The 22,529-nt window shown below is 65.3% G+C and carries 22 protein-coding genes; 17 read left to right on the forward strand and 5 right to left on the reverse strand.

Annotated elements, in window-relative coordinates; genetic code table 11:
* Positions 1 to 5 precede the first annotated feature (5 nt).
* Positions 6 to 1,289 carry a D-alanyl-D-alanine carboxypeptidase/D-alanyl-D-alanine endopeptidase gene (gene dacB / locus Cocul_RS10410; RefSeq protein ID WP_055123223.1) on the reverse strand — a complete coding sequence of 428 codons (1,284 nt, stop codon included), beginning with the start codon at positions 1,287 to 1,289 and terminating at the stop codon, positions 6 to 8.
* A 96-nt stretch (positions 1,290 to 1,385) separates the two neighbouring features.
* Here dacB and Cocul_RS10415 point away from each other — a divergent pair, with 96 nt between their 5' ends.
* Genes Cocul_RS10415 through Cocul_RS10430 form a run of 4 tightly spaced genes read left to right on the forward strand, consistent with a single transcriptional unit; the run spans position 1,386 to position 3,904 of the window.
* Entirely contained in the window at positions 1,386 to 1,862 is a 477-nt protein-coding gene (locus Cocul_RS10415; RefSeq protein ID WP_055123224.1) for an inorganic diphosphatase, read from the forward strand.
* Complete coding sequence (locus Cocul_RS10420) at positions 1,862 to 2,158, forward strand: rhodanese-like domain-containing protein (RefSeq protein ID WP_055123225.1); 297 nt, start codon at positions 1,862 to 1,864, stop codon at positions 2,156 to 2,158. Before Cocul_RS10415 ends, Cocul_RS10420 begins: the two co-directional genes overlap by 1 nt.
* 42 nt (positions 2,159 to 2,200) lie before the next feature.
* A complete protein-coding gene (locus Cocul_RS10425) occupies positions 2,201 to 2,656 on the forward strand; it encodes a MarR family winged helix-turn-helix transcriptional regulator (RefSeq protein ID WP_055123226.1) in 456 nt (151 codons plus the stop codon).
* A gap of 27 nt (positions 2,657 to 2,683) precedes the next feature.
* Positions 2,684 to 3,904 (forward strand): hypothetical protein, encoded by a 1,221-nt coding sequence (locus tag Cocul_RS10430; RefSeq protein ID WP_055123227.1) that lies wholly within the window; start codon positions 2,684 to 2,686, stop codon positions 3,902 to 3,904.
* Between the two features lie 91 nt (positions 3,905 to 3,995).
* Here the strand turns inward: Cocul_RS10430 and Cocul_RS10435 are convergent, their stop codons facing one another.
* The 3 genes from Cocul_RS10435 to groL form a co-directional block, all read right to left on the reverse strand.
* Positions 3,996 to 4,433 carry a CAP domain-containing protein gene (locus tag Cocul_RS10435; RefSeq protein ID WP_055123228.1) on the reverse strand — a complete coding sequence of 146 codons (438 nt, stop codon included), beginning with the start codon at positions 4,431 to 4,433 and terminating at the stop codon, positions 3,996 to 3,998.
* 469 nt (positions 4,434 to 4,902) lie between these two features.
* On the reverse strand, positions 4,903 to 5,802 hold the full coding sequence (gene ppk2 / locus Cocul_RS10440; protein ID WP_055123229.1) for a polyphosphate kinase 2: 900 nt from the start codon (positions 5,800 to 5,802) through the stop codon (positions 4,903 to 4,905).
* A gap of 163 nt (positions 5,803 to 5,965) precedes the next feature.
* Positions 5,966 to 7,609, reverse strand: a complete 1,644-nt coding sequence (gene groL, locus Cocul_RS10445) for a chaperonin GroEL (protein ID WP_018117939.1) — start codon at positions 7,607 to 7,609, stop codon at positions 5,966 to 5,968.
* A 183-nt stretch (positions 7,610 to 7,792) separates the two neighbouring features.
* Between groL and Cocul_RS10450 the strand changes: the two genes are divergently transcribed.
* The 13 genes from Cocul_RS10450 (at position 7,793) to Cocul_RS10510 (ending at position 21,404) form a co-directional block, all read left to right on the forward strand.
* Positions 7,793 to 9,148: a dipeptidase gene (locus Cocul_RS10450; RefSeq protein WP_055123230.1), complete on the forward strand. Its 1,356-nt coding sequence runs from the start codon at positions 7,793 to 7,795 to the stop codon at positions 9,146 to 9,148.
* 207 nt (positions 9,149 to 9,355) lie between these two features.
* Positions 9,356 to 9,844: a hypothetical protein gene (locus tag Cocul_RS10455; protein WP_055123231.1), complete on the forward strand. Its 489-nt coding sequence runs from the start codon at positions 9,356 to 9,358 to the stop codon at positions 9,842 to 9,844.
* 42 nt (positions 9,845 to 9,886) lie between these two features.
* Positions 9,887 to 10,699 (forward strand): ABC transporter ATP-binding protein, encoded by an 813-nt coding sequence (locus Cocul_RS10460; RefSeq protein ID WP_055123232.1) that lies wholly within the window; start codon positions 9,887 to 9,889, stop codon positions 10,697 to 10,699.
* Positions 10,696 to 11,346, forward strand: coding sequence for an ABC transporter permease (locus Cocul_RS10465; protein WP_055123233.1), 651 nt, complete (start codon positions 10,696 to 10,698; stop codon positions 11,344 to 11,346). The genes Cocul_RS10460 and Cocul_RS10465 overlap by 4 nt, the downstream gene beginning before the upstream one ends.
* A complete protein-coding gene (locus Cocul_RS10470) occupies positions 11,343 to 12,017 on the forward strand; it encodes an ABC transporter permease (protein ID WP_055123234.1) in 675 nt (224 codons plus the stop codon). Before Cocul_RS10465 ends, Cocul_RS10470 begins: the two co-directional genes overlap by 4 nt.
* On the forward strand, positions 12,014 to 12,940 hold the full coding sequence (locus Cocul_RS10475) for an ABC transporter substrate-binding protein (RefSeq protein WP_055123235.1): 927 nt from the start codon (positions 12,014 to 12,016) through the stop codon (positions 12,938 to 12,940). The genes Cocul_RS10470 and Cocul_RS10475 overlap by 4 nt, the downstream gene beginning before the upstream one ends.
* A gap of 255 nt (positions 12,941 to 13,195) precedes the next feature.
* Complete coding sequence (locus tag Cocul_RS10480; RefSeq protein WP_055123236.1) at positions 13,196 to 16,135, forward strand: Na+/H+ antiporter subunit A; 2,940 nt, start codon at positions 13,196 to 13,198, stop codon at positions 16,133 to 16,135.
* A 2-nt stretch (positions 16,136 to 16,137) separates the two neighbouring features.
* A complete protein-coding gene (locus Cocul_RS10485; protein WP_055123237.1) occupies positions 16,138 to 16,629 on the forward strand; it encodes a Na(+)/H(+) antiporter subunit C in 492 nt (163 codons plus the stop codon).
* Positions 16,622 to 18,364, forward strand: a complete 1,743-nt coding sequence (locus tag Cocul_RS10490) for a Na+/H+ antiporter subunit D (protein ID WP_055123238.1) — start codon at positions 16,622 to 16,624, stop codon at positions 18,362 to 18,364. Before Cocul_RS10485 ends, Cocul_RS10490 begins: the two co-directional genes overlap by 8 nt.
* Positions 18,364 to 18,873, forward strand: a complete 510-nt coding sequence (locus tag Cocul_RS10495; RefSeq protein WP_055123239.1) for a Na+/H+ antiporter subunit E — start codon at positions 18,364 to 18,366, stop codon at positions 18,871 to 18,873. Before Cocul_RS10490 ends, Cocul_RS10495 begins: the two co-directional genes overlap by 1 nt.
* A gap of 4 nt (positions 18,874 to 18,877) precedes the next feature.
* Positions 18,878 to 19,153, forward strand: coding sequence for a monovalent cation/H+ antiporter complex subunit F (locus tag Cocul_RS10500; protein WP_055123240.1), 276 nt, complete (start codon positions 18,878 to 18,880; stop codon positions 19,151 to 19,153).
* Between the two features lies 1 nt (position 19,154).
* Positions 19,155 to 19,538: a monovalent cation/H(+) antiporter subunit G gene (gene mnhG / locus Cocul_RS10505; protein WP_055123241.1), complete on the forward strand. Its 384-nt coding sequence runs from the start codon at positions 19,155 to 19,157 to the stop codon at positions 19,536 to 19,538.
* 150 nt (positions 19,539 to 19,688) lie between these two features.
* On the forward strand, positions 19,689 to 21,404 hold the full coding sequence (locus tag Cocul_RS10510; protein ID WP_055123242.1) for an ATP-binding protein: 1,716 nt from the start codon (positions 19,689 to 19,691) through the stop codon (positions 21,402 to 21,404).
* Here Cocul_RS10510 and Cocul_RS10515 read toward each other — a convergent pair.
* The gene (locus Cocul_RS10515) at positions 21,387 to 22,511 is read right to left on the reverse strand and encodes a glutamate--cysteine ligase (protein ID WP_055123243.1); all 1,125 of its coding nucleotides are present in this window, start codon (positions 22,509 to 22,511) and stop codon (positions 21,387 to 21,389) included. The two genes, Cocul_RS10510 and Cocul_RS10515, sit on opposite strands and share 18 nt — an antisense overlap.
* Between the last annotated feature and the right edge of the window lie 18 nt (positions 22,512 to 22,529).

Here is a 22,529-nt window from a genome sequence, read left to right on the forward strand (position 1 = left end):
TGCCGCTATCCCTCGCGGATCGCGGAGGCCAGGGTGTCCATCGCCTGCCGCGCGGCCAGCACGTCGGAGCCGTTGGAGATCATGGCGAAGGTGTACACCCTCCCGGTGGTGGCGGTGACCACCCCGGCCAGGGCCGAGGTCTCGTCCAGGGTTCCGGTCTTGGCTCGCACCCAACCCCGCCCGGGTAGATCGCCGTAGCGCTCCGCCAGGGTTCCGGTGCCCCCGGCCACGGGCAGCGAGGCCACGATGGACCGCAGCAGGGAGTCGGTGGCGGCCTCGTGGAGGATGCTGTCAAGCAGCGCGGGCGTGATGCGGTTGCGCACGGAGAGACCGGAGTTATCGAAGATCTCCACGCCGGTGGTGCTCAGCCCGTGTTCGGCCAGGGCGCCGAGCGTGGCCTGGGTGGCCCCGGCGGCGTCGGCCGGATAGCCCCGGTGGAGGGCCACCTCCCTGCCGATCGCCTCCGCCATGACGTTATCGGAATCCTCCATCATCGCGGAGATGCGTTCCACCAGGGTGGGCGAGGCTGTCTCGGCCACCCGCTCGGCCTGAGCCGGGGCGGTGGCCTCGCCCACCGTGGTCACGTCCAGGCGCTGGGCTAATGCCTGGGCGACGTCGCGGGCGGGGGTGTGGCTGCGGGGGACGTCGCCCGTGGTGGCTCCGAGGCGCGCGCCATAGAGCATGGCGGGCTCCAGGGGGGCCACGAAGCCGGCGTCGATGTCCTGGGGGTCCCAGCCCTCCAGGATGGTTTCCCCCGACCACGCGGAGGTGTCGATGAACACCCCGGTCACCTCCGGCACGGCGGCGCGGATCTGGTCCGCAAGGTCGTCGAGGCGGGCGTCGTTCAGCCATACGTCCCCGGCGGCCTTAATAACCACCGTGTTCGGCAACTCCCCGCGCACCACGGGGGTGGTGATGCGATCGTCGTGGCCGAGCGCCGCGATGGCCGCGGCGGCGGTGAGCACCTTGGTGGAGGAGGCGGGGCGCAGCGCGGTGGTGGCGTTCTGCGCAAGCACGGTCTCCCCGGTGACGGCGTCGGTCACCTGCACGCCGAACTCCGCCAGGGCCTCATCCTGCGCGAGGGGGGCCAAGCGCTGGGAAAGCGCCGCGTTATCCACGGCACCCGTGGCCTGGGCGGGTTCCAGCAGCGGGGTGGGGGCCGGGATCGTCATGGCCGGGGCGTGTTCGAGGGCCGCGTATTTTTCCTGGTACGCCACCCCCGTGCCCGCCACCGCGGCCACGATTACGGCCACCGCCGCGGCGGTGGCTATCCATGCCTTTTTACTCATCGTGCATCACCATCGGTTATCACCCTAGCCACCCCGCTAGGATAGGGGGAGTTCAACGCACGACGATGAGGCAAAGATAGATAAGGAGTAGACGCGATGAGCGTGGAAGTAACCGTAGAAATCCCGAAGGGATCGCGGAACAAGTACGAGATGGATCACGAGACGGGCAAGGTGTACCTGGATCGCTACCTGTTCACCCCGATGGCCTACCCCGCGGACTACGGCTTCATCGACGGCACCCTGGGCGAGGACGGCGATCCCTTGGACGCCCTGGTGCTGCTGCCGGAATCTGTGCTCCCCGGCGTGATCGTCAAGGCCCGCCCCATCGGCGTGTTCAAGATGACCGACGAGGCCGGCGGCGATGACAAGCTGCTCTGCGTGCTCGACGACGTGCGCTACGAGCACATCCAGGACATCGACGACATCTCCAACTTCACCCGCGCCGAGATCGAGCACTTCTTTGTGCATTACAAGGATCTGGAGCCGGGCAAGGAGGTTCACGGCTCCGGGTGGGCCGGGAAGGACGAGGCCGATAAGATCCTGGCCGAGGCCATCGAGCGGGGGAAGCACTAATGCGCAGCGTGAACGTCACCGAGGTGCCCGCCGACGCCCAGCTTATCGACGTCCGCGAGCCCGATGAGTACGCCGCAGGCCACGCCCAGGGCGCGGTGAATATCCCCATGTCCGAGTTCGTGGGCCGCATCGGGGAGATCGACACCGAGCACGATGTGTACCTGATCTGCAAGCTCGGCGGGGGCTCCCGCGAATGTGCGGAGTACCTGGAGCAGGCCCGTGGCGGGGAGCACGTGGTGAACGTGGAGGGCGGCACCGAGGCCTGGCGCGAGCACAACCTGCCGATGGTGGACTAATCCCATCATTTGCCGCCGCAGCGGCCTGCGTATGATGGTGGCATGTCCTCCAAAACGGATCACTCCGCCATTCCCACCGCGCTGCTGCAATCACCGTCCTTCCAGTTGGAGCGGCTGCGGCGGCGCACGCGCGATGAGGTGGAAAGCCGCCTGGGAGAAACCCAGGCCACCCTGCGCGAATACTGGGTGCTTACCTGCCTCGATTCCGGGGACGCCGCCAGCCAGTCCTATCTTTCCAGCATGCTGATGATCGACGCCTCGGACATGGTGCGCCTGGTGGATTCCCTGGAGAATCGCGGCTGGGCCGCCCGCGAACGCGATCCTAAGGATCGCCGCCGCCAGATCGTGGCGATCACCAAGAAGGGGCGCAAGGCGCGGGCCTCCATGGCGGATCTGGTGGCCCAGGGCGAGGACGCCGCCCTGGATGAATCCACCTCCAAGCAGCTCAAGCACCTGCGCAAGCTGGCCAAATCCATCATCGCGGTGGAAGAAGAGTAAAGGGTGGCGATCCGTTAAGATCACCCCGTGCTTTCCTCCCCTTTTCTTCGCGCAGCCCTAGCGTGGTGGAGCAGCCGCGCGCTCCTCCTGCTCTATGCGGTTCATCAGCCCGTCCCTCGCGGTGACGTGGCCTATTACTTCCGGGGGATCGAGGCGGAGGCACGCGGCGAGCGCGCCATGAGCGAGTACCCGGACGCCTCCATCGCGCCGCTGCGCCTGCTCTATCGCCTGGTGAGCGGGGAGGAGCAGGCCTTCGCCGTGGGTCTCATGCTGGTGCTCCTCAGCCTGGACGCGCTCCTGTGCTACGCATTAGCCCGCCGCCGCGCCTGGTGGGCGCTGGGATTTTGGCTGCTCTTCGCCCTGGCCCTCGCCCCGCTCTTCACCCGCCGCCTGGATCTTCTGCCCGGCCTCGCTGTAGCGGCGGCCGCGCTTTCCCTGAGACGCTCGCCGCGTCTTTCCTCCGGCCTCGTGGCGGTGGCCACCGCCTTGAAACTCTGGCCCGTGGCCTTGGCCGCTGGCCTGGTGGGATACTGGCGCTCCGCGGGCACCTGGGCGCGGCTGGCGTGGTTTGGGGCAACCCTCGCGCTGGTGACTGCCGCCAGCGCCCTCACCCAGGGCTGGTGGCGGGTTTTGTCCCCACTCACCTACCAGGACAAGCGAGGACTACAATCCGAGGCGATTACCGCCACGCCCTTCCTCTGGCTGCGCCTCACCGACTCCGAGCGGTGGAGCATCCATTACGCGGCGTCGCAAAGCTACGAGGTCTTCGGCCCCGGCGTTGCCCTGGGCCTGCATGCCTCCACCGCGCTCATGGCGATGGCCGCGCTGGGGATCGTGGGCTTCACCGCCTGGCGGTTCCTACGCTCCGCCGAGTACTCCGCGGAGGCCACCCGCGCGCTGTGGCTTTTTACCGTCATGATGATCCTGCTGAGCGCCAAGGTCTTTTCCCCGCAGTACCTGCTCTGGGTGGGCCCGCTCCTCGCCGTGATCCTTGCCCTCGATGCCGCTCCCCTCGGCGGTTCCGCGCGCTCCCTGCGCTGGTGTGCTGCCTGCCTCCTCGGGGCCGCGGTGCTCACCAGCCTGGTGTACCCGGTGTTCTTCGATGAGTTCCTCGCCGCACCAGCCCATACTGGCGTGGTTCTCATCGCCAGCTTGCGCAATGTCCTCATCGTGGTGGCCGCACTGTGCTCCGCCGTGTGGTGCCTGAGCGCAGTACGCCGCGAGGCTCCTCGGCACCGGCGGCGCTAATCGGCCCGCTAATCGGCCATAGCCCGGCGCGAAGCCACACAATAAGGGGCCTCCCGATATAACCGGGAGGCCCCTTTGCTTTGGTTCTTTCTTAGGAGAAGCGCTGCACGGTGTAGGAGCCGTTCTCCTCGCTGTAGCTCCAGCCCACGCCGATGATGGAGGCACCGGAGTCAAGGATATTGGCGCGGTGGCCGGGGGACTTCACCCAGTTCTGCACGATGGCATCGGCGCTCGCCTTGCGGGTGTTCCACGCGATGTTCTCCGCGAAATCGCCCTCGGCGTGCTCGAACTCGCCGGTCTTGCTCATGTGCTCGGCCCACTCGTGGGACTCACGGGTGAGTTCTTCATCGCACTCCAGGGACTTCAGCCCCTTGGCCGCGCGCTCCTCGTTGGTGAGCTTCACGATGTTAATAACGTGCTCGTCGGAGCAGTCGTGCGCGTAAGCAGTCTGTGCGGAAAAGGCAATGAGGAGGGAAGCCAGGGCGGTTCCCGTTGCCATTGCCTTCTTACCCACAATCTTGGGAGCCATGATGTATGCCTTCCTATGTCCCCTCAATTAGTTCGGGACTGAGATTAGCGGAACCCCACCCGGGGCACCACCCGGCACCACCTGAACCTTTAATTGTCTAGACGGTACCTAATATCTTGGATAGGAAACCCCTATAGCAATCCGCCCTCCCCCATGCTCCGAAAGGACGATACCTCGCCCGATACGGACGAAAATGCGGTTCGTGACACTCCTCATACCCGCCAAACCTCCCAAAAGCATCAAGGTTCATTAACAAAAGAGTGTCCGAAGGTGCACTTTTATGATTTGCATCACACTTTTCCAGGCCATCCCGGTATAGACCTTTAAAAAACGGATTTTCCTGTTTAAATCGCTCACCAGCGGCGATGCCCTATGACGTCCGATGTTCTACTTCTACCTAAAAATAAATCGCGGAGTTCCTGTGAAAACCTTTCACCAGAACTCCGCGCCCCGCCCAAGCCCCTAACCGCTAGTCACCGATCTGATCGCGCCCCCGCATCACGATCTTCGGGTCGGGCTGCCCCACCAGCTCATAGTCCTTGTCCGTGTAGTCAAACTTGCTCAACACGTACCGCATGGCGTTGATGCGGGCGCGCTTCTTGTCATTGGACTTAATGGTGATCCACGGGGACTCATCCGTGTCCGTGTAGCGGAACTGCTCCTCCTTTGCCCTGGTGTAATCGTCCCACTTATCCAGGGAGGCCAGATCCATCGGGGAGAGCTTCCACTGCCGCACCGGGTCCACCTGCCGGATGGCAAAGCGGGTGCGCTGCTCTTTCTTGCTCACCGAGAACCAGAACTTAGTCAAGGAGATGCCCGAGCCCAGCAGCATGTTCTCCAGCATGGGCACCTCGCGCAGGAACTCCGCGTGCTGCGACTCGGTGCAAAAGCCCATCACTCGCTCCACGCCGGAGCGGTTGTACCACGAGCGATCAAAGAAAACTATCTCTCCTGCCGCCGGGAAGTGCTGGATATACCGCTGGAAATACCAGGAGGTCGATTCCCTGGGGCTCGGCTTCTCCAGGGCCACGGTGCGGGCACCGCGCGGATTAAGGTGCTCGTTGAAGCGCTTGATGGTGCCGCCCTTACCGGCGGCGTCGCGGCCTTCAAAGAGAATGAGGTGGCGCTGTCCCGTTTCCTTCGTCCAGTTCTGCCACTTCAGCAGCTCGATCTGGAGGGAGCGCTTGATGTGGTCATAGTCCTCGCGCGTCATGCGCTCGTCGTAGGGGTAATTCTCGCGCCAGGTCTCCACGGGGGTGCCATCGGGGCGGATCAGTGCCGGATCATCCTCATCGGAATCATCCACCACGTAGCCTTCGGTCTTTGCCAGGTCGATGACGGGCAGGTCATCCTCAGTACGCTCAGCCATAGTTTTCATTTTACCCGTACCAGACCATTGTGCTCAGATGAATATTCACCCCCGATAGCCCCAACCCCACGCTTCCCCCGTCATCACACGCAGCGCGGGGCCGAGGCACGCATACCCACGCGCCCCGGCCCCGCAACAAACTGTGCGATGAGCGGATAAGAGCTTAGAAGCCGCCCATGCCCGCCATCTCATCAGCACCCGGTGCCGCGGCGGAAGCCGGCTGCGGCTTATCCGCCACCACAGCCTCCGTGGTGAGGAAGAGAGCGGCGATGGAGGCCGCGTTTTGCAGCGCAGAGCGGGTCACCTTCACCGGGTCGTTGATACCGGCGGCCATGAGGTCGATGTACTCGCCGGTCGCGGCGTTAAGCCCCTCGCCCGCGGGCAGGCCGGCCACCTTATCGGCCACCACGCCCGGCTCCAGGCCGGCGTTGAAGGCGATCTGCTTCAGCGGGGCGGACAGTGCCTCGCGGACGATCTTCACGCCGGTGGCCTCGTCACCGGAGAGGTCAAGATCGCCGTCGAGCACGTGGGCGGCCTGAAGCAGCGCCACGCCGCCACCGGCCACGATGCCCTCGTCCACGGCGGCCTTGGCGTTACGCACGGCGTCCTCGATGCGGTGCTTGCGCTCCTTGAGTTCCACCTCGGTGGCGGCGCCCACCTTGAGCACGGCCACACCGCCGGCGAGCTTGGCCAGGCGCTCCTGAAGCTTCTCGCGGTCATAGTCGGAATCGGAGTTCTCGATCTCGGCGCGGATCTGCTTCACGCGGCCCTCGATCTGCTCGGAGGAACCGGCCCCCTGCACGATGGTGGTCTCGTCCTTGGTCACCACGACCTTGCGGGCGGTGCCCAGCAGCGGCAGGTCGGCGGTCTCCAGGGAGAGGCCCACCTCCTCGGAGATGACCTGGCCGCCGGTGAGGATGGCGATGTCCTGGAGCTGCGCCTTGCGGCGGTCGCCAAAGCCCGGTGCCTTCACGGCCACGGACTTGAAGGTGCCGCGAATCTTGTTCACCACGAGGGTGGACAGGGCCTCGCCCTCCACGTCCTCGGCCACGATCAGCAGCGGCTTGCCGGACTGCATGACCTTCTCCAGCAGCGGGAGCAGGTCCTTGATGTTGGAGATCTTGGAGGAAACCAGCAGGATGTAGGGGTCCTCCAGCACGGCCTCCTGGCGCTCCATGTCGGTGGCAAAGTAGCCGGAGATATAGCCCTTATCAAAGCGCATGCCCTCGGTGACCTCCAGGTCCACGCCGAAGGTATTGGACTCCTCCACGGTAATCACGGAGTCCTTGTTCACCTGGCCGTTGCCCACGGCGTACATGGCCTTGGCGATCTGCTTGCCAATCTCCGGGTCCGCGGCGGAGATGCCGGCGGTGGCGGCGATCTGCTCCTCGGTCTCTACTTCCTTGGCGCCGGCGAGCAGCTTCTCCGTGACGGCCCCCACGGCCTTTTCGATGCCGCGCTTAATGCCCATCGGGTTCGAGCCCGCAGCCACGTTGCGCAGGCCCTCCTTGACCAGGGCCTGCGCCAGGACGGTGGCGGTGGTGGTGCCATCGCCCGCTACGTCATCGGTCTTCTTGGCCACTTCCTTGACCAGTTCGGCACCGATCTTCTCGTAAGGATCCTCCAGCTCGATCTCCCGGGCGATGGACACGCCGTCGTTGGTGATCGTCGGGGCGCCCCAAGACTTCTCCAGCACCACGTTGCGGCCCTTGGGGCCAAGGGTGACCTTCACGGCGTCGGCAAGCGTGTTCAGGCCCTTTTCCAGCCCGCGGCGAGCCTCTTCATCGAAAGCGATGATCTTGGACATGTGACGTACTCCTTAATAAATTAGTCAGCGCAGCCCAGGGCACCCGCGACGGCATGGGTGGCCAGTGTGCTCCACCCTCACCCAGGTATGCGCTCTTCATTTTCTGGCACTCGCTGCCGCGAAGTGCTAGATCCCGTTTTAGCAGTCTGCCCCCGCGAGTGCAAGGGCGTTAGGCTGGATTCCATGATTGATACGCACGCAGTCCGCGAGGCGGTTATGAATGACCGCGCCACCATCTTTCAGCAGCTCAGCGAGATCGTTTCCTATCATTCCGTCCACGGCGATCCCTCCCTGTCCGACCAGGCCGCCGGGGCCGCCCGATGGGTCCACCAGGCCCTCACCGAGGCCGGACTAGAGGTGGAATCCATCACCACCGCCGACGGCTCCACCGCGCTCATCGGCACCCGCGCCCCCGCCGAGGGCCAGCCCACCGTGCTGCTGTACTGCCATCACGACGTGGTCCCCGCGGGCGATCCCGCCGCCTGGACGAGCGAGCCCTGCACCCTCACCGAGCGCGCGGGACGCTGGTACGGACGCGGCGCGGCGGACTGCAAGGGCAACCTCGTCATGCACCTGGCGGCCCTGCGCGCCGTGGCCGCCAGCGGCGGCACGCAGGTGGGCCTCACCGTGGTGGTGGAGGGCTCCGAGGAAAAGGGCGGTGAGGGGCTGGATACCCTCATCGAGGAACGCCCCGAGCTCTTCGCGGCCGACGCCATCATGATCGCCGATACCGGCAATGCCGCCGTGGGTACCCCCACGCTGACCACCTCGCTGCGCGGCGGGGCCCAGCTCACCGTCACCGTGCGCACCCTGGAGGCCCCCGTCCACTCGGGCCTCTTCGGCGGGGCCGCGCCCGACGCCGCCTTCGCCCTCGTGCGCACCCTCGATTCGCTTCGCGACGTCGAGGGCCGCACCGTCATCGAAGGCGTGGACACCTCCGCGCGCTGGGAGGGCGAACCGTACTCCCCCGAGGACTTCCGCAAGGACGCTGGCGTGCTCGACGGCGTGCGGCTGGCCGGCAGCAATAACGACGCCCCCGCGGACTTCCTCTGGGCCCGCCCCGCCATCAGCATCACGGGCCTGACCTCCACCCCCGTGAGCGAGGCCGTCAACGCCGTGGCCCCGGTGGCCCAGGCAAAGCTCAACCTGCGCGTACCCGCCGGTATGCCCGCCGCCAAGACCGCCGAGGCCGTGGCCGAGCACCTGCGCAAGCACGCGCCCTGGGGCGCGCAGATCGAGGTGGAGATCGACGACGTCAACGACGGCTTCGCCACCGACGTCCAGGCACCGGCGCTGAGCCTGCTGCGCGAGTGCCTGGCCGAGGCCTACGGAACCGAGCACTCCGCCACCCTGGGCTCGGGCGGTTCCATTCCCCTGACCACCAAGTTGCACCAGGCCCACCCCGGCGCGGAGATCGCGTTGTTTGGCGTGGAGGAGCCGCAGTGCCTCATTCATTCCGCCGATGAGTCCGTGGACCCCACGGAGATCGAGCACGTGGCCATAGCAGAAGCCCTCTTCCTGCTGCGCTACGGACAGTAACTTTGCCGATGCTTCCACCCTGATGTAAGCTGCCCCACATGATTCGCATCGTCGCCTCTCTTCAGCGAGTAGCCAAGGCTACGTACCCCAGTGCGGGATAGGGACTGACCCCCGCACCTGGGGGAGTAGTCGTGACAACCACCCGCACCTTGAAGAGAGTCGGTCCACCCCCTATCTCATCTCCCACAGGATTAGGACCGATCTTCGATGCACACCACCTCTCCCCTCCCCCAGCCCACCCTCCTTGGTGATCCCTTCCACCAGCGCTATCAACTCCGCCCGCTGCCGCGCGGCCTGCGCGAGGAAGCCACCGGAATGAGCTGGAACCTCTTTCGCGCCACCTACAGCCCGGAGGCCGAGCTTCACATCACCGGCCTCTCGGAGGAGCGCCTCACCTACCGGGAGTTCCGCTACGCCCTCGACGTCACCCACCGCTCCAAAACCCAGCCGCCGCGGCGCTCCCGCCACAGCCTCATCGCCTCCGGCGTGGCGAGCGCCTGCTCCGCGTTCCTGTCCGAGCAGGGCCGCCCGGTGGAGATCCTGCGTTTTCACCAGCACTCCCTCTTCGAGGCCACCGCCACCTTCATCCTGGGCCACCACGGCAGCCGCACAGCCTGGGCCATGGGGCTGGGAGCCACGGCGCAGCAGTCGCTAGCCCAAGCCCTTGGCTGCGCCGCGGCCCGGTTGCATGAATAGGACTGGTAGTCTCATGCCTTAACGCTGCCGGAGGAGGGCGCCATGATTACGTTTGAGCGGGTAAGCAAGAGGTATCCCGATGGTTCCCTCGCGGTGGAGGACTTTTCCCTCCACGTCCCCACCGGGCACATCGTCTCCCTCGTGGGTTCCTCCGGTTCCGGGAAAACCACGCTGCTGCGCATGGTCAATCGCATGGCCGAGCCCACCGCCGGGCGGGTTCTCGTCTCCGGTGCTGACGTCCGCTCGCGCCCCGCGGTGCAACTGCGCAGAGGCATCGGTTACGTGCTGCAATCCGGCGGGCTGCTGCCCCATAAAACGGTGGTGGATAATATCGCCGCGGTTCCCCGCTTGACCGGCGTGCCCCGCCCCCAGGCCAGGCTCCGCGCGGAGGAGCTCATGGAGAAGATGGGGCTCGATCCCTCCTTATCCCGGCGCTACCCGCATCAGCTCTCGGGCGGCCAACAGCAGCGCGTGGGAGTGGCCCGCGCGCTCGCCGCGGATCCCGCCATCGTGCTCATGGACGAGCCCTTCGGGGCCGTGGATCCCATCGTGCGCCGGGAACTCCAAGAACAACTGCTGCGCCTTCAGGCGGATCTGAACAAGACCATCCTCCTGGTCACGCACGATATGGATGAGGCCCTGCGGCTGAGCAATACCGTGGTGATCCTGGATAAACCCGGCCGCATTGTCCGGCAGGGCAGCCCCGCGGAGATTCTGGCCCGGCCCGGCTCGGACTTCGTGCGCAGGTTCCTGGGCACCGCCGCCAGCAACACCCGCCTCACGGTGCACGACGTCGAAGGCTCCCGCGTGGTCACCGATCCCCAGGGCATTCCCGTGGGAGTCCTTGAGGCATGACCTGGCTGAGCAATAACTGGATCGACGTCCTCGATCTCGCCGGCACGCACCTCGCGCTGTGTGTGCCTCCCCTTTTCCTCTCCTTATTGATAGCCCTGCCCCTCGGCCGCCTGGCCTTTACCTCACCGCGCCTGGGCCGCCCGCTGCTCAATGCCGCCGCCTTGTTGTACACCATTCCGGCCCTCCCGCTGCTCATCGTCATTCCGCTCGTCGTAGGGATTCCGCTGCGCTCGCCGGTCACGATGATCCTGGCGCTCACGGTGTACGGCGTGGCCCTCCTCGTGCGCTCCGTGGCGGACGCCTTCGCCTCCGTGGACGCCCGCGTGCGCGAGGGGGCCATCGCCACGGGTTATTCCCGCCGGTCCCTTTTCTGGCAGGTAGACATTCCTCTCGCCGTGCCCGTGATCCTCGCCGGGCTGCGGGTGGTCTCCTCCTCCACCGTCGGGCTGGTGACCATCGGGGCGCTCGTGGGGATCCCCAGCCTGGGCACCCTCATCACGGACGGCTTCCAGCGCAGCATCACGGCGGAGGTACTCGTCGGCGTGCTCGCCACGGTGATCCTCGCCCTGCTTATCGACGCCGCCCTGCAACTCCTCGGCCGTTTTCTCACCCCCTGGCGGCACCAGCGCGCGGAGGTATTCGCATGACGTATCTCCACGAGGCCTTTTCTTGGCTCGGCAGCGCTAGCGCGTGGACGGGCCAGGGAGGCATTATGACCCGTCTTGCGGAACACCTCTGGCTGACCCTTCTCGTGGTGGCAACCGCCGGGCTCCTCGCCCTCCCCCTGGGCGTGCTCATCGGGCATCTCCGCCGAGGAGCCGGAACGATCGGGGCACTCACCGGGGCCGCCCGGGCGGTGCCCACCCTGGGCGTGCTCACCCTCTTCGGGCTGTGGTTGGGCATCGGGGTGCAGGCGCCGTTCCTGGCCCTGGTAATCCTGGCCATTCCCTCCCTCCTGGCCGGGGCCTACTCGGGGGTGCAGGCCCTTGACCCTGCGGTTGCTTCCTCCGCGCGAGCCATAGGCATGTCTCCGCTTCAGGTGATAAGCCGCGTGGAGGTGCCGCTGGCGCTTCCCACCATCATCGGCGGGGTTCGCTCCGCCACTCTCCAGGTGGTATCCACCGCCACGTTGGCGGCCTATACCGCCGATTATGGCCTGGGGCGCTTCCTCTTCTCTGGATTGAAATCCAGGGATTATTCCCTCATGCTGGGTGCCTCCCTGCTGGTGATCGTCCTGGCCCTCGCCCTCGATCTCCTTCTGGGCACGCTTCAGCGGCGTGCCCAGCGCCGCCTACCTACCACGGAGGCCCACCTATGATCCGCCATGCCTCGACCCGAGTCACGATCACCGCGCTGTTCCTCGGCCTCGCCGTGGGATTCACCGGATGCACGCGCGAGGATCCCCTTGCCTCCCCCGGCGCGGCTTCCTCCGCGATCGTCGTGGGCTCGCAGGACTATTACTCCAACGAAATCCTCGCGGAGATCTACGCTCAGGCCTTAGAGCAGGCGGGGTTCACGGTGGATCGGCAGTTCCGCATCGGGCAGCGCGAGGTGTATCTCCCGGAGATCGAGGCCGGCAGCATCAGCCTGATTCCGGAGTATACCGGCAATCTATTGCAATACTGGGCGCCGGAAGCCCCCTCGGGTGGTTCCACCGAGGTCTACGAGGAGCTGCGCCAGCGGGCACCGGCGGGGGTGATCGTCCTGGACCAGTCCTCCGCCACGGATCAGGATTCTTATACCGTGACCCGCGAGTTCGCCCAGGAGTGGGGGCTCACCGGCATGGATGACCTCGCCCAGGTGCCCGGCCCGCTGCGCTACGGCGCCCCCTCCGAGGCGGAATCACGCCCCTATGGCCCGCGGGGCCTGGCGGAAAAATACGGGGTGGACGTGCGTTTTACGCCCATCGAGGACTCGGGCGGCCCCCTCACCCTCAAGGCGCTGAAAGACGGCGATGTGCAGGTGGCCAATATCTACAGCGCGGACCCCGCCATCGAGGCCAATGGTCTAGTTACCCTGGAGGATCCCCTGGGCCTCCTCCTACCCTCCCACGTCGTGCCCGTGGCCCACGAAGGGCTCGACGAATCCGCCCGGCGCGTCCTCAACTCCGTGAGCGCCGCGCTCACCACCGCGGACCTCATCGCCTTGAACGCCCGGAGCGTGCAGGAGCAGCAACGCACGGAGCGGATCGCGCGGGAGTGGCTCGGTGAACACCCGTCGGTGTCCCGGGGCGTCGAGTAGCCGCTGCGCGACGTTATGTAGTGCAGTCCACTCGCTACCGCTGCGGGGTATTCATAGGTACACTCTTTATTGTTGGCCGCACCCATAGACGCCACTGGAAACTGGATCGTGGTTACCTCACCGCACTCGCGCGTCAGTATTCGAGGGGATTGACGTGGACTGGACTTTGCGTTTACGCAGGCAGTGCCGTTAAGGCGTAGGGGAGGCTGCCCGCTTGTCCTGACCGCTCTATTCACAAAGGAGAGCGACCACCACGTGTTGATCCTATTGGGTGTCCTCACCGCCGCTGCGGTGGTAGCCCCCGTGCTCATCAGATACCTGGGCCGTCCCGCCTTCGGGCTGCTCGCCCTTGCGCCCCTGGCTGGCTTCGTGTGGGTGCTGCAACAGTTCCTCTCCGGCCCCCTGGGCCGGGGTGAGGAGATTGTCTCGCATACCGGTTGGCTGTCCACCCTGAACATGAACCTGGTGTTCCGGCTGGATGGCCTGGCCGGTATTTTCAGCCTCATCATCCTGGGCGTGGGCGCCCTGGTGCTGCTGTATTGCTGGGGGTATTTTGATTCCAACCCGCGCCGCCTGTCCATGTTTGGCGCGCAGATGGTGGCCTTCTCCATGGCCATGTTTGGGCTGGTCACCTCGGATAGTTTCCTGCTGATGTACATCTTCTGGGAGATTACCTCGGTGCTCTCCTTCCTCCTGGTGGGATATTACGGGGAGCGGGCCTCCTCGCGGCGGGCCGCGGGCCAGGCCCTCATGGTGACCACCCTGGGTGGGCTGACCATGCTGGTGGGGTTCATTCTGCTGGGCCAGGCGAGCGGGGTGTGGTACTTCTCCGATCTCGGCAGCGTTCCCGACCTCACTGCGGTGCCGCACATCACCGTCGCCATCATCTTGATCCTGGCGGGTGCCCTGTCCAAGTCTGCCATCGCGCCCACGCACTTCTGGCTGCCCGGGGCAATGGCCGCCCCCACTCCGGTCTCGGCATACCTGCACTCGGCGGCGATGGTCAAGGCGGGCATTTATCTGGTGGCGCGCCTGGCCCCGGATATGCACGTGGTGCAAACCTGGCATTTAGTGATTATCCCGGTGGGGATCTTCACCATGTTGATGTCCGGGTGGATGGCGCTGCGGCAAAAAGACCTGAAGCTGATCCTGGCCTACGGCACGGTGTCTCAGTTGGGGTTCCTCATGGCGGTCATCTCCGTGGGTTCCCGGGAGGCCACGATGGCCGGGCTGGCGTTGACCTGCGCGCACTCGCTCTTCAAGGCCACCCTGTTCATGGTGGTGGGCGCGATTGACCACACCACGGGCACCCGTAATACGCAGGAGCTTTCCGGTCTGTGGCGCAAGCAGCCGTACATCTTCGGCGTGGCGGCGCTGGCGGCGGCCTCTATGGCCGGCATCCCGCCGCTGTTTGGCTTTGTGGCCAAGGAGGCCGCCCTGGAGGCGATCTTGCACGAGGAGCTGCTGGTGGGCATGCCCGGGCGACTCATGCTGGTGGGCATGGTGCTGGGCTCGATCCTCACCATGACGTATAGCTGCTTCTTCCTGTACGGGGCCTTTGCCACCAAGCCGCAGGAGCACCCGACGGGGGGCGGCGTCTCGCAGCCGGTGGCCACCATGCACGCCATCGGCCCCAAGTTGTATCTGGCTCCCACCATCTTGATGGCGCTGACTATCGCCCTGGGCGTGTATCCGCCGCTGATCGGCGGCTTCATTGATGCCTATCTGGACGCGACCTTCCCGGTTGCGCCGGGCGAATACGTGGCGCATCTGGCGCTGTGGCACGGCCTGAGCGTCCCGCTGCTGCTCTCCACGGTGATCGTGGCCTCCGGTGCCCTGCTGTTCTGGCAGCGTCACCTTTTGCGTTACCTTCAGGCGGAGGAGCCTGCCTTGGGCAGCGCCGATGTCGCCTATGATTCCGTGCTGATGTTCTTCCGCCGGGCGTCCCTGCGGCTCACGGCCTCCACCCAACGCGGTTCCTTGATGGTGAACCTGGGGATCATCTTCGCGGTGCTCACGCTGCTTCCGCTGGCGGCCCTCATCGCGGGCGAGCGCAACGATATTCGCATGGAGCTGTGGGGGAACCCGTGGCAGGCGGTGCTGGCGCTCATCATCGTGGCCATGGCGATTGGGGCCACGCTCACTCATAACCGACTCTCCGGGGTCATCATGGTGGGGGTCACCGGCTACAGCCTGGCCATGATCTTTGCCCTGCACGGGGCACCGGACCTCGCGCTCACGCAGGTCCTGGTGGAGACCATCGTGATGGTGGTGTTCATGCTGGTGCTACGCAAGTTGCCCACCGTCACGGAGTGGCGGGGTACCCCCAAGGGCAATCGCAACCGCGCGTGGCTGTCCATCGCCGTGGGCCTTTCTGTCACCGTCATCGCGCTTTTTGCCATCAACGCCCGGCAGGAGGCGTCGATAGCCGAGTACATTCCCGATCTGGCTTACGAGATCGGGCACGGCGCGAACGCGGTGAACGTGCTGCTGGTGGACATTCGCGCCTGGGACACTCTGGGCGAGATTTCCGTGCTGGTCATCGCGGCCACCGGCGTGGCCTCCCTGATCTATGGCACGCGCTCGTTCTCCCGCGCCTCGCGGCGGCCCACCCTTAGCGCCGTGGGGCGGCGCTGGCTGTCTGCGGAGATTGACTCGGAGAAGGCCCAGAACCGTTCCCTGATGGTGGACGTGATCACGCGGGTTTCCTTCCCCTCGATGATCGTGCTCTCCATGTATTTCTTCTTCGCCGGGCATAACGCCCCCGGTGGCGGCTTCGCCGGGGGGCTCGTGGCCGCCCTGGCGCTGAGCCTGCGCTACCTCGCCGGGGGCCGTGCGGAGCTGGAGGAGGCCCTGCCTATCGACGCCGGGCGTCTCCTGGGCTCCGGCCTCTTCCTCTCCGCCCTCGCGGCCATCTGGCCTATGTTCCTGGGCCGCCCGCCGCTGACCACGGAGGTCTGGGACTTCGCTCTGCCGTTGATCGGGGAGATACACCTGCCGTCCGCGTTGCTCTTCGACGCCGGCGTGTACCTCATCGTGATCGGCCTCATCATGCACATCTTGACCTCGCTGGGCGGACAGATCGACCAGGACGAGGCCGCGCGCCGCCAGCGCGCCCGCGACCGCGCCCGCTCGATGGCGCGCGAGGCGCAGCGGCGTCGTCAAGCAACTACTGCCGGAAAGGAGAATCGCTGAGAATGGTTGCTAATCTCGTCCTGCTCATTGCCGCAGGCACGCTGATCTCCGCCGGGGTGTACCTGGTGCTTGATCGCGCCATGACCAAGATGATGCTCGGCCTCATGCTCATCGGTAACGGGGCCAACCTGCTGATCCTCCAGGCCGGAGGCTCGGCCGGTTCCCCGCCCATCATGGGCCGGGAATCCGATATCCACGGCGAGGACATCGCCGATCCCCTGGCCCAGGCCATGATCCTCACCGCCATCGTGATCTCCATGGCGATGGTGGCCTTCATTCTTACCCTCGCCTACCGCCAGTACCGCTACCGCGCGGCGGACGTGATCGAGGACGATAGCGAGGACGCCGCCATCGTGGCCCGCCCCACCGTGGCCTCGGCGGCCCCCGATCACGATGCCTCCGACGACCCCGCCACGGGGCGCATGACCTCCGACGGCGATAGCTTCGGCCCGCGTTCCTTCGAGTCTCCGGTCAAGGGGGAGGAAAATGACTGACCTTGCCTCCTCCCTCGCCCCGGCCATGCCGTACCTGATCCCGGTGCCGATCCTGGCCCCGGCGGTGGCGGCAGCATTCGCCTTAGTGCTAGCGCGCTTTATGAATATTCAGCAGCGTTTCGTGGCTTCCTTCGCCCTGCTGAGCACCATCATCGTCTCCGCGCTCATGCTGGTGGTGATTGACCAAGAGGGCACCCAGACCCTCCAGATCGGCGGCTGGGATTCCCCGGTGGGGATCACGCTGGTGGCCGATCGGCTGTCCACGCTCATGCTGAGTGTGTCCGGCCTGGTGCTCTTTGCGGTGATATGGTACGCCATCGCCCAGGGCGTGCGCGACGGCGGCGAAGATGACCCCGTGGCCGTCTTTGTGCCCACCTACCTCCTGCTCTCCATGGGCGTGAACATCTCCTTCCTAGCCGGGGACCTCTTCAATCTCTACGTGGGCTTCGAGGTGTTCCTGGTGGCCTCCTACGTGCTACTCACCCTGGGTAGCTCGGCCCCCCGCGTGCGCGCGGGAGTGGGCTACGTGATGGTCTCCATGGTCTCCTCCATGATCTTCCTCTTCGGCCTGGCGATGGTGTACGCCTCCGTGGGCACGCTGAACATGGCGCAGATCGGCATGCGCATGGAGGACGTGCCCTCGGGTACCCGCACGGCGATCTTCGCGGTGCTGCTGGTGGCCTTTGGCATCAAGGCCGCGGTGTTCCCCCTTGATGCCTGGCTGCCGGATTCCTACCCCACGGCTCCCTCCCTGGTCACCGCCGTGTTCGCGGGCCTGCTCACCAAGGTGGGCGTGTACTCCATCATCCGCGCCCAGACGGTGATCTTTACCGACGGCTCGCTCAATACCATGCTGCTCTTCGTGGCCCTGGCCACCATGTTCGTGGGTATTTTAGGCGCCATGGCGCAAAGCGATATTAAGCGCCTGCTCTCCTTTACGCTGGTCAGCCACATCGGATACATGATCTTTGGCCTGGCCCTGGGCACCGCCCACGGCCTTTCCGGGGCGATCTTTTACGCCGTGCATCACATTCTGGTGCAAACCGCGCTCTTCCTCGTGGTGGGGCTCATCGAGCGCCAGGCGGGCACCTCCTCGCTGCGTCGCCTGGGTTCCCTGCTCTACACCACCCCTTTGATCGCCATCCTGTATTTCATTCCGGCGATCAACCTTGGCGGTATCCCGCCGTTTTCCGGGTTCATCGGCAAGGTCATGCTCATGCAGGCGGGCGCGGAACGCGGCGACGCCATGGCCTGGTTGCTCATCGGCGGCGCGGTGGCCACCTCCCTGCTCACCCTGTACGTGATGGTGATCGTGTGGTCCAAGGGCTTCTGGCGCGACCGCAAGGACGCCCCCGAGGGTCACCTGGCTATGGCCCGCCCGGCCCCGCTGGCGGACGTCACCGATGAGGTGGAGATGACCGAGCGCGATGACGTGGGCCGCATCCCCGTGGGCATGGTGGGCTCCACCGCTCTGTTGGTGGTGGCCTCCCTGGGGCTCACCGTCTTTGCCGGGCCGCTGGTGGGGGTGGCGCAGCGCGCGGCGGAATCCGCCTCAGACGTGAGCATTTACCGCTCGGCGGTGCTCGGCCCCCACGCCGATGACCCCACCCGCACCCTTGATCCCTCCGTCCGGCTTGACGAGGGGGAGGATAGCTACGAAAGCCGCATCTCCTCCACCTCCTCCCCGAGCACGACGTCCCGCCCCACCACCCCCACCTCCGAGGAGGAACGCTAATGTACCAAGGTGCACGAAACAGAATGCGTCCCCTCACCCTGCTGTGGATCGCGCTCTTGTGGTGCGGTCTCATGGGGGAGGTCACCTGGGCCAACGTGGCGGCGGGGCTCCTGGTGGGCCTCGGCGTGATCTTTACCCTGCCGCTGCCCCGGCTGCCCATCGCCCACCTCACGGTGGAATGGAAGGCGCTATTTGTTTTTCTGAGCCACTGGCTCAAGGAACTGTTCACCGCAAGCTTCAAGGTGGCCTCCCTCGCGCTGCGTCCACAGACGCTGCCTAAAACAGCCATCGTGAAGGCACCCATGCGCGTGAATAGCGAGTTGATTCTCACCCTGGCCACCATCTTGTACAACCTTCAGCCCGGCGGCTGCATCACCGACATCGACATCGCCAACCGCATGTGGACGGTACACCTGGTGGACGCCCCCACCCCGGAGGCCATCGAGCGGGAACTACGCAAGATCCGCGCCCTGGAGCAAAGCATGATCGACATTTTTGAGGGGAGATAAGCCCGTGGATTCCACCATTTACCAGGCCATTCTCATGGTAGCGGCGGCGCTCTTTTGCGCCTCGTTCCTGCTGACCAGTTGGCGTATTCTTGCCGGCCCCAATTCCCTCGACCGCGTGGTGGGGCTCGATGGCCTGGTGGCCATGATGCAGTGCACCCTCGCGGTGTACATCTGTTGGACGCTCGACACCACCGTCTCCAACGCCATGCTCGTGATCGCCCTGCTGGGCTTCATCTCCTCCGTGTCCGTGGCCCGCTTCCGCAAGAGGGATGGTTCCTAACATGAACGTTCAACTCGTCACCGACATCCTCTCCCTCATCCTCATCGTGCTGGGGGCGCTACTCTCCTTCGCCGGTTCCGTGGGGCTGGTGCGCTTTAACGACACAATGTCGCGCATTCACGCCGTGGCCAAGCCCCAAACGGCGGGCCTCATCATTACGATCCTCGGAGCCATCATCCGCATAGCGGGCAGCAAGACCCTCAGCCCCGGCGAGCGCGGTGACATGGGAATCCTGCTTCTCCTCATCGTTTTCTCCTTTCTCACCTCGCCCGTCACCGCCCAGCGCATTGGGCGTGTGGCCCGCCGCGAGGGGCTCTACGGGGAGAAAGAGTGCATGTCGCGTAACGACGCCCCCGCCGACCGCGCGCTGGGCAAGAAGCGTTAGGCCCGCGCTTCTCGGCCCTCCGCCCCGCCCTCAGTGATCGCGTCAGTGCGGTTCACTGAGGGCGTCACTCTACTCACTGAAGGGCTCAGTGTGCTCAGTGAGGGCCTCACTCTACACACTGAGGCGCTCAGTGAACTACACTGAGCACGCATGAGCGGTCTTGCCTTTCACGATCACCTCGCCCGGCTGCGCGCCCAGGGACAGGACGATGACCAGGTGGAGGTCAAGGCCCTCGCCGGGCACCTTGGGAAGAAAAACCCCGAGATCAGGAGCCTATGGGAGAGCGTGAGTGCCTTTGCCAACACCACGGGCGGCTTCCTCTTCCTGGGGCTCAACGAGGATAAAGAACTCGGCTTCACCCCAGCCCCCGGATTTGACGCCCAGGATGTGATCGCCAGGCTCCATCAAGGCCTTGATGCCGCCGATAGCACCGGGGCTAAGGTTGAGCCCGTTCCCGATTACTCCGTGCAGATCGAGTACCTGGACAAAGCCCCCGTGGTAGTTGCGCGCATAGAGCCCCTCTCTGTCAATGGCCCCTGCTACGTGAGGGAAAGAGGAATCAAAAACGGCAGTTTCAAGCGCGTGGGAGAGGCCGACAGGAACCTTTCTCCCTTAGAGATTTACGAGTTGCAACACCGCTTTGACCAACTCACCATCGACGCCAACCCGGTTCCCCGCACCACCACCGATGACCTTGACCCTGATCTGCTCGATTCGGTGAAAAAGCACCTCCGCTCCACCGGAAGCCGGGCTCTCAGCGGCGGCAAGGGTCAGTGGCTCCGGCACATCAAGATCACCGCCCCCACCGGAGAATTGACCGTGGCCGGTCTGCTCTGTCTTGGCACCTACCCCCAGGAGGCCTTTCCGCATCATCTCATCGACGTAGCGGTTCACCCCGGGAACACAAAGAGCACCACCGCCCACACGCGCTTCCTCGATCGCAAGGTGTGCGATGGCCATATTCCGGCCATGCTGCACGATTGCCTCCAAACCATAAAAAAGAATCTGCGCGTGCGGCGCGTGGTCTCCGGTGCTCAGGGCCACGACGTCCTAGAGATTCCCGAGGACGTGCTCCGCGAGGCCCTTGCCAACGCCGTCATGCACCGCGATTATTCCGAGCAGGCCCTGGCCCAAAGGATTCACGTGGACATCTATCCCGACCGCGTAGAGATCACCAACCCCGGTGGTTTTCCCGGGGCCAAAAGCCCTAAGGATCTCCTCGACGGCATTCCTGCCGCCCGGAACCGCGTGCTTGCGCGGCTTTTGTCGGAGATCCCCACTCCTACGGAAAGCGGTGGGGTACTCGCGGAGAGCAATGGTTCCGGCATTCCCCGCATGTTCGCGGCCATGCAGGAGGCCGGGTTACCCGTCCCCGAGTACACCGTAAACATCGCTCAGGTGAAGGTCACACTGCGCCGCTTTGGCCTCATGGAACCCAGCGTAAACGAGTGGTTAAGCGGGCTTCTTGGGCGGGACTACCACGCCACGGACGGCATCGCACTCGTGCTTGCCCGCGAACTCGGCGTGGTCAGCATCGCGGATATGCGCACCCAAACCGGACAGGACAGCGATGATCTCCGTGTGGCCCTCCATCAACTACGGGATCGCGGGTTTCTCGCAGAGGTATGCCCCGATCACTTCCGTATTCCCACTGCGGAGGATCATCTCAGTGAGGCGGAGCGGGATATTCTTGGCGCGCTTTCTCCCACCGAGCCCCAATCCAGCAGGAATATCTCTGAAGCCACTGGGCGCAGCCTCGCCTCGCTGCGCCCAGTCCTGCGCCGGTTAGTAGATTCCGGCCTGATCCAGGCCACGGCTCCCCCTACCAGCCGCAACCGTGCCTACCTCCTACCTCAACGCCTCTAATTCATCGCAGGCGGCCTTGACGGCGGGCACCCAGGAACCTGTCTCCTGGTAGAGGGCTCGTTGCCGCGCGTAGCCCGCTCCCCGGTCAAGGATCCCCTCCACCAGTGCGAGTTCCTCGGCGCAGCCCAGTTCCCGGGCCAGGGGCATGAGTTCGGATACCAAACCGCGCAGTTCATCGCGCACCCAGGCCTCGTCGGTGCGGCGGGAGGTAATAACCAGGGCGTCGAGCCCGTAGCGCGCGGCGCGCCACTTATTTTCGGCCACGTGCCAGGGCTGCAAGGTGGGGAGTTCCTCCCCGCGCTCGTACATGCGGTCATAGTGCACCACCAGGCAGTGCGTGAGGGCCACCACGGCGGAGAGTTCGCGGAGGTTGGAGGTGGCGTCGGAGATGCGCACCTCGATGGTTCCCCACTTGGGTGCCGGGCGGACGTCAAAGTGCATGGAGCCGGTGTGGTTAATCACGCCGGAGACGCCCTGATCGTGCATGTACCCCTCCCATTCCCCCCAGGATTCAAACTGGTAGGGCATGCCGGCGGTGGGTAGCTGCTGGTAGAGCATGGTGCGGTTGGAGGCGTAGCCGGTGTCCACCCCGTCCCACCCCGGGGAGGAGGCGGTGAGGGCTAGGAGGTGGGGGTACTTGGTCATGATCGCGTTGATGATGGGCCATACCCTGTCCTCGTGGCTGATGCCCACGTGCACGTGAATCCCCCAGATGAGCATCTGGGAGCCCCAGTATTGCGTGCGTTCGATGATCTCGTTGTAGGAGCCCTTGACGGACACGGGGTTCTCTCGGAAGTCGGAGAAGGGGTGCGAGCCGGAGGACCATACTCGCAGGCCCAGCCGGGCTGCGGCGCGGCGCACGGCGTCGAGATCGTGGGCGAGTTCCGCCACGGCCTGCGGAACGGTATCGCATACCCCGGTGACCAGTTCCACGGTGTTTTGCAGAAACTCACGCTCCAGGTGCACCTCGGGGTGCTCGCGTTCCACTATCTCTATGACCTCGGCGGCCTTGTGCGCGAGGTCATAGGTGGCGGGGTCGATCAGCGCCACCTCCCATTCCACCCCCAGCGTGGGGCGCGGGGAGCGCTCGAACTTGATCTCAGGCATAGCGTTCGCTCGCCTCCA

Origin of the sequence: Corynebacterium oculi (assembly GCF_001412105.1) — a bacterium.
In the GTDB taxonomy this organism is placed as follows: domain Bacteria; phylum Actinomycetota; class Actinomycetes; order Mycobacteriales; family Mycobacteriaceae; genus Corynebacterium; species Corynebacterium oculi.

What these genes read in the sequence shown, in the direction of transcription:
- dacB (WP_055123223.1), bottom strand. Translation starts at nt 1,289, where the DNA reads ATGAGTAAAAAGGCATGGATAGCCACCGCCGCGGCGGTGGCCGTAATC.
- Cocul_RS10415 (WP_055123224.1), top strand. Translation starts at nt 1,386, where the DNA reads ATGAGCGTGGAAGTAACCGTAGAAATCCCGAAGGGATCGCGGAACAAG.
- Cocul_RS10420 (WP_055123225.1), top strand. Translation starts at nt 1,862, where the DNA reads ATGCGCAGCGTGAACGTCACCGAGGTGCCCGCCGACGCCCAGCTTATC.
- Cocul_RS10425 (WP_055123226.1), top strand. Translation starts at nt 2,201, where the DNA reads ATGTCCTCCAAAACGGATCACTCCGCCATTCCCACCGCGCTGCTGCAA.
- Cocul_RS10435 (WP_055123228.1), bottom strand. Translation starts at nt 4,433, where the DNA reads ATGGCTCCCAAGATTGTGGGTAAGAAGGCAATGGCAACGGGAACCGCC.
- ppk2 (WP_055123229.1), bottom strand. Translation starts at nt 5,802, where the DNA reads ATGGCTGAGCGTACTGAGGATGACCTGCCCGTCATCGACCTGGCAAAG.
- groL (WP_018117939.1), bottom strand. Translation starts at nt 7,609, where the DNA reads ATGTCCAAGATCATCGCTTTCGATGAAGAGGCTCGCCGCGGGCTGGAA.
- Cocul_RS10450 (WP_055123230.1), top strand. Translation starts at nt 7,793, where the DNA reads ATGATTGATACGCACGCAGTCCGCGAGGCGGTTATGAATGACCGCGCC.
- Cocul_RS10455 (WP_055123231.1), top strand. Translation starts at nt 9,356, where the DNA reads ATGCACACCACCTCTCCCCTCCCCCAGCCCACCCTCCTTGGTGATCCC.
- Cocul_RS10460 (WP_055123232.1), top strand. Translation starts at nt 9,887, where the DNA reads ATGATTACGTTTGAGCGGGTAAGCAAGAGGTATCCCGATGGTTCCCTC.
- Cocul_RS10465 (WP_055123233.1), top strand. Translation starts at nt 10,696, where the DNA reads ATGACCTGGCTGAGCAATAACTGGATCGACGTCCTCGATCTCGCCGGC.
- Cocul_RS10470 (WP_055123234.1), top strand. Translation starts at nt 11,343, where the DNA reads ATGACGTATCTCCACGAGGCCTTTTCTTGGCTCGGCAGCGCTAGCGCG.
- Cocul_RS10475 (WP_055123235.1), top strand. Translation starts at nt 12,014, where the DNA reads ATGATCCGCCATGCCTCGACCCGAGTCACGATCACCGCGCTGTTCCTC.
- Cocul_RS10485 (WP_055123237.1), top strand. Translation starts at nt 16,138, where the DNA reads ATGGTTGCTAATCTCGTCCTGCTCATTGCCGCAGGCACGCTGATCTCC.
- Cocul_RS10490 (WP_055123238.1), top strand. Translation starts at nt 16,622, where the DNA reads ATGACTGACCTTGCCTCCTCCCTCGCCCCGGCCATGCCGTACCTGATC.
- Cocul_RS10495 (WP_055123239.1), top strand. Translation starts at nt 18,364, where the DNA reads ATGTACCAAGGTGCACGAAACAGAATGCGTCCCCTCACCCTGCTGTGG.
- mnhG (WP_055123241.1), top strand. Translation starts at nt 19,155, where the DNA reads ATGAACGTTCAACTCGTCACCGACATCCTCTCCCTCATCCTCATCGTG.
- Cocul_RS10510 (WP_055123242.1), top strand. Translation starts at nt 19,689, where the DNA reads ATGAGCGGTCTTGCCTTTCACGATCACCTCGCCCGGCTGCGCGCCCAG.
- Cocul_RS10515 (WP_055123243.1), bottom strand. Translation starts at nt 22,511, where the DNA reads ATGCCTGAGATCAAGTTCGAGCGCTCCCCGCGCCCCACGCTGGGGGTG.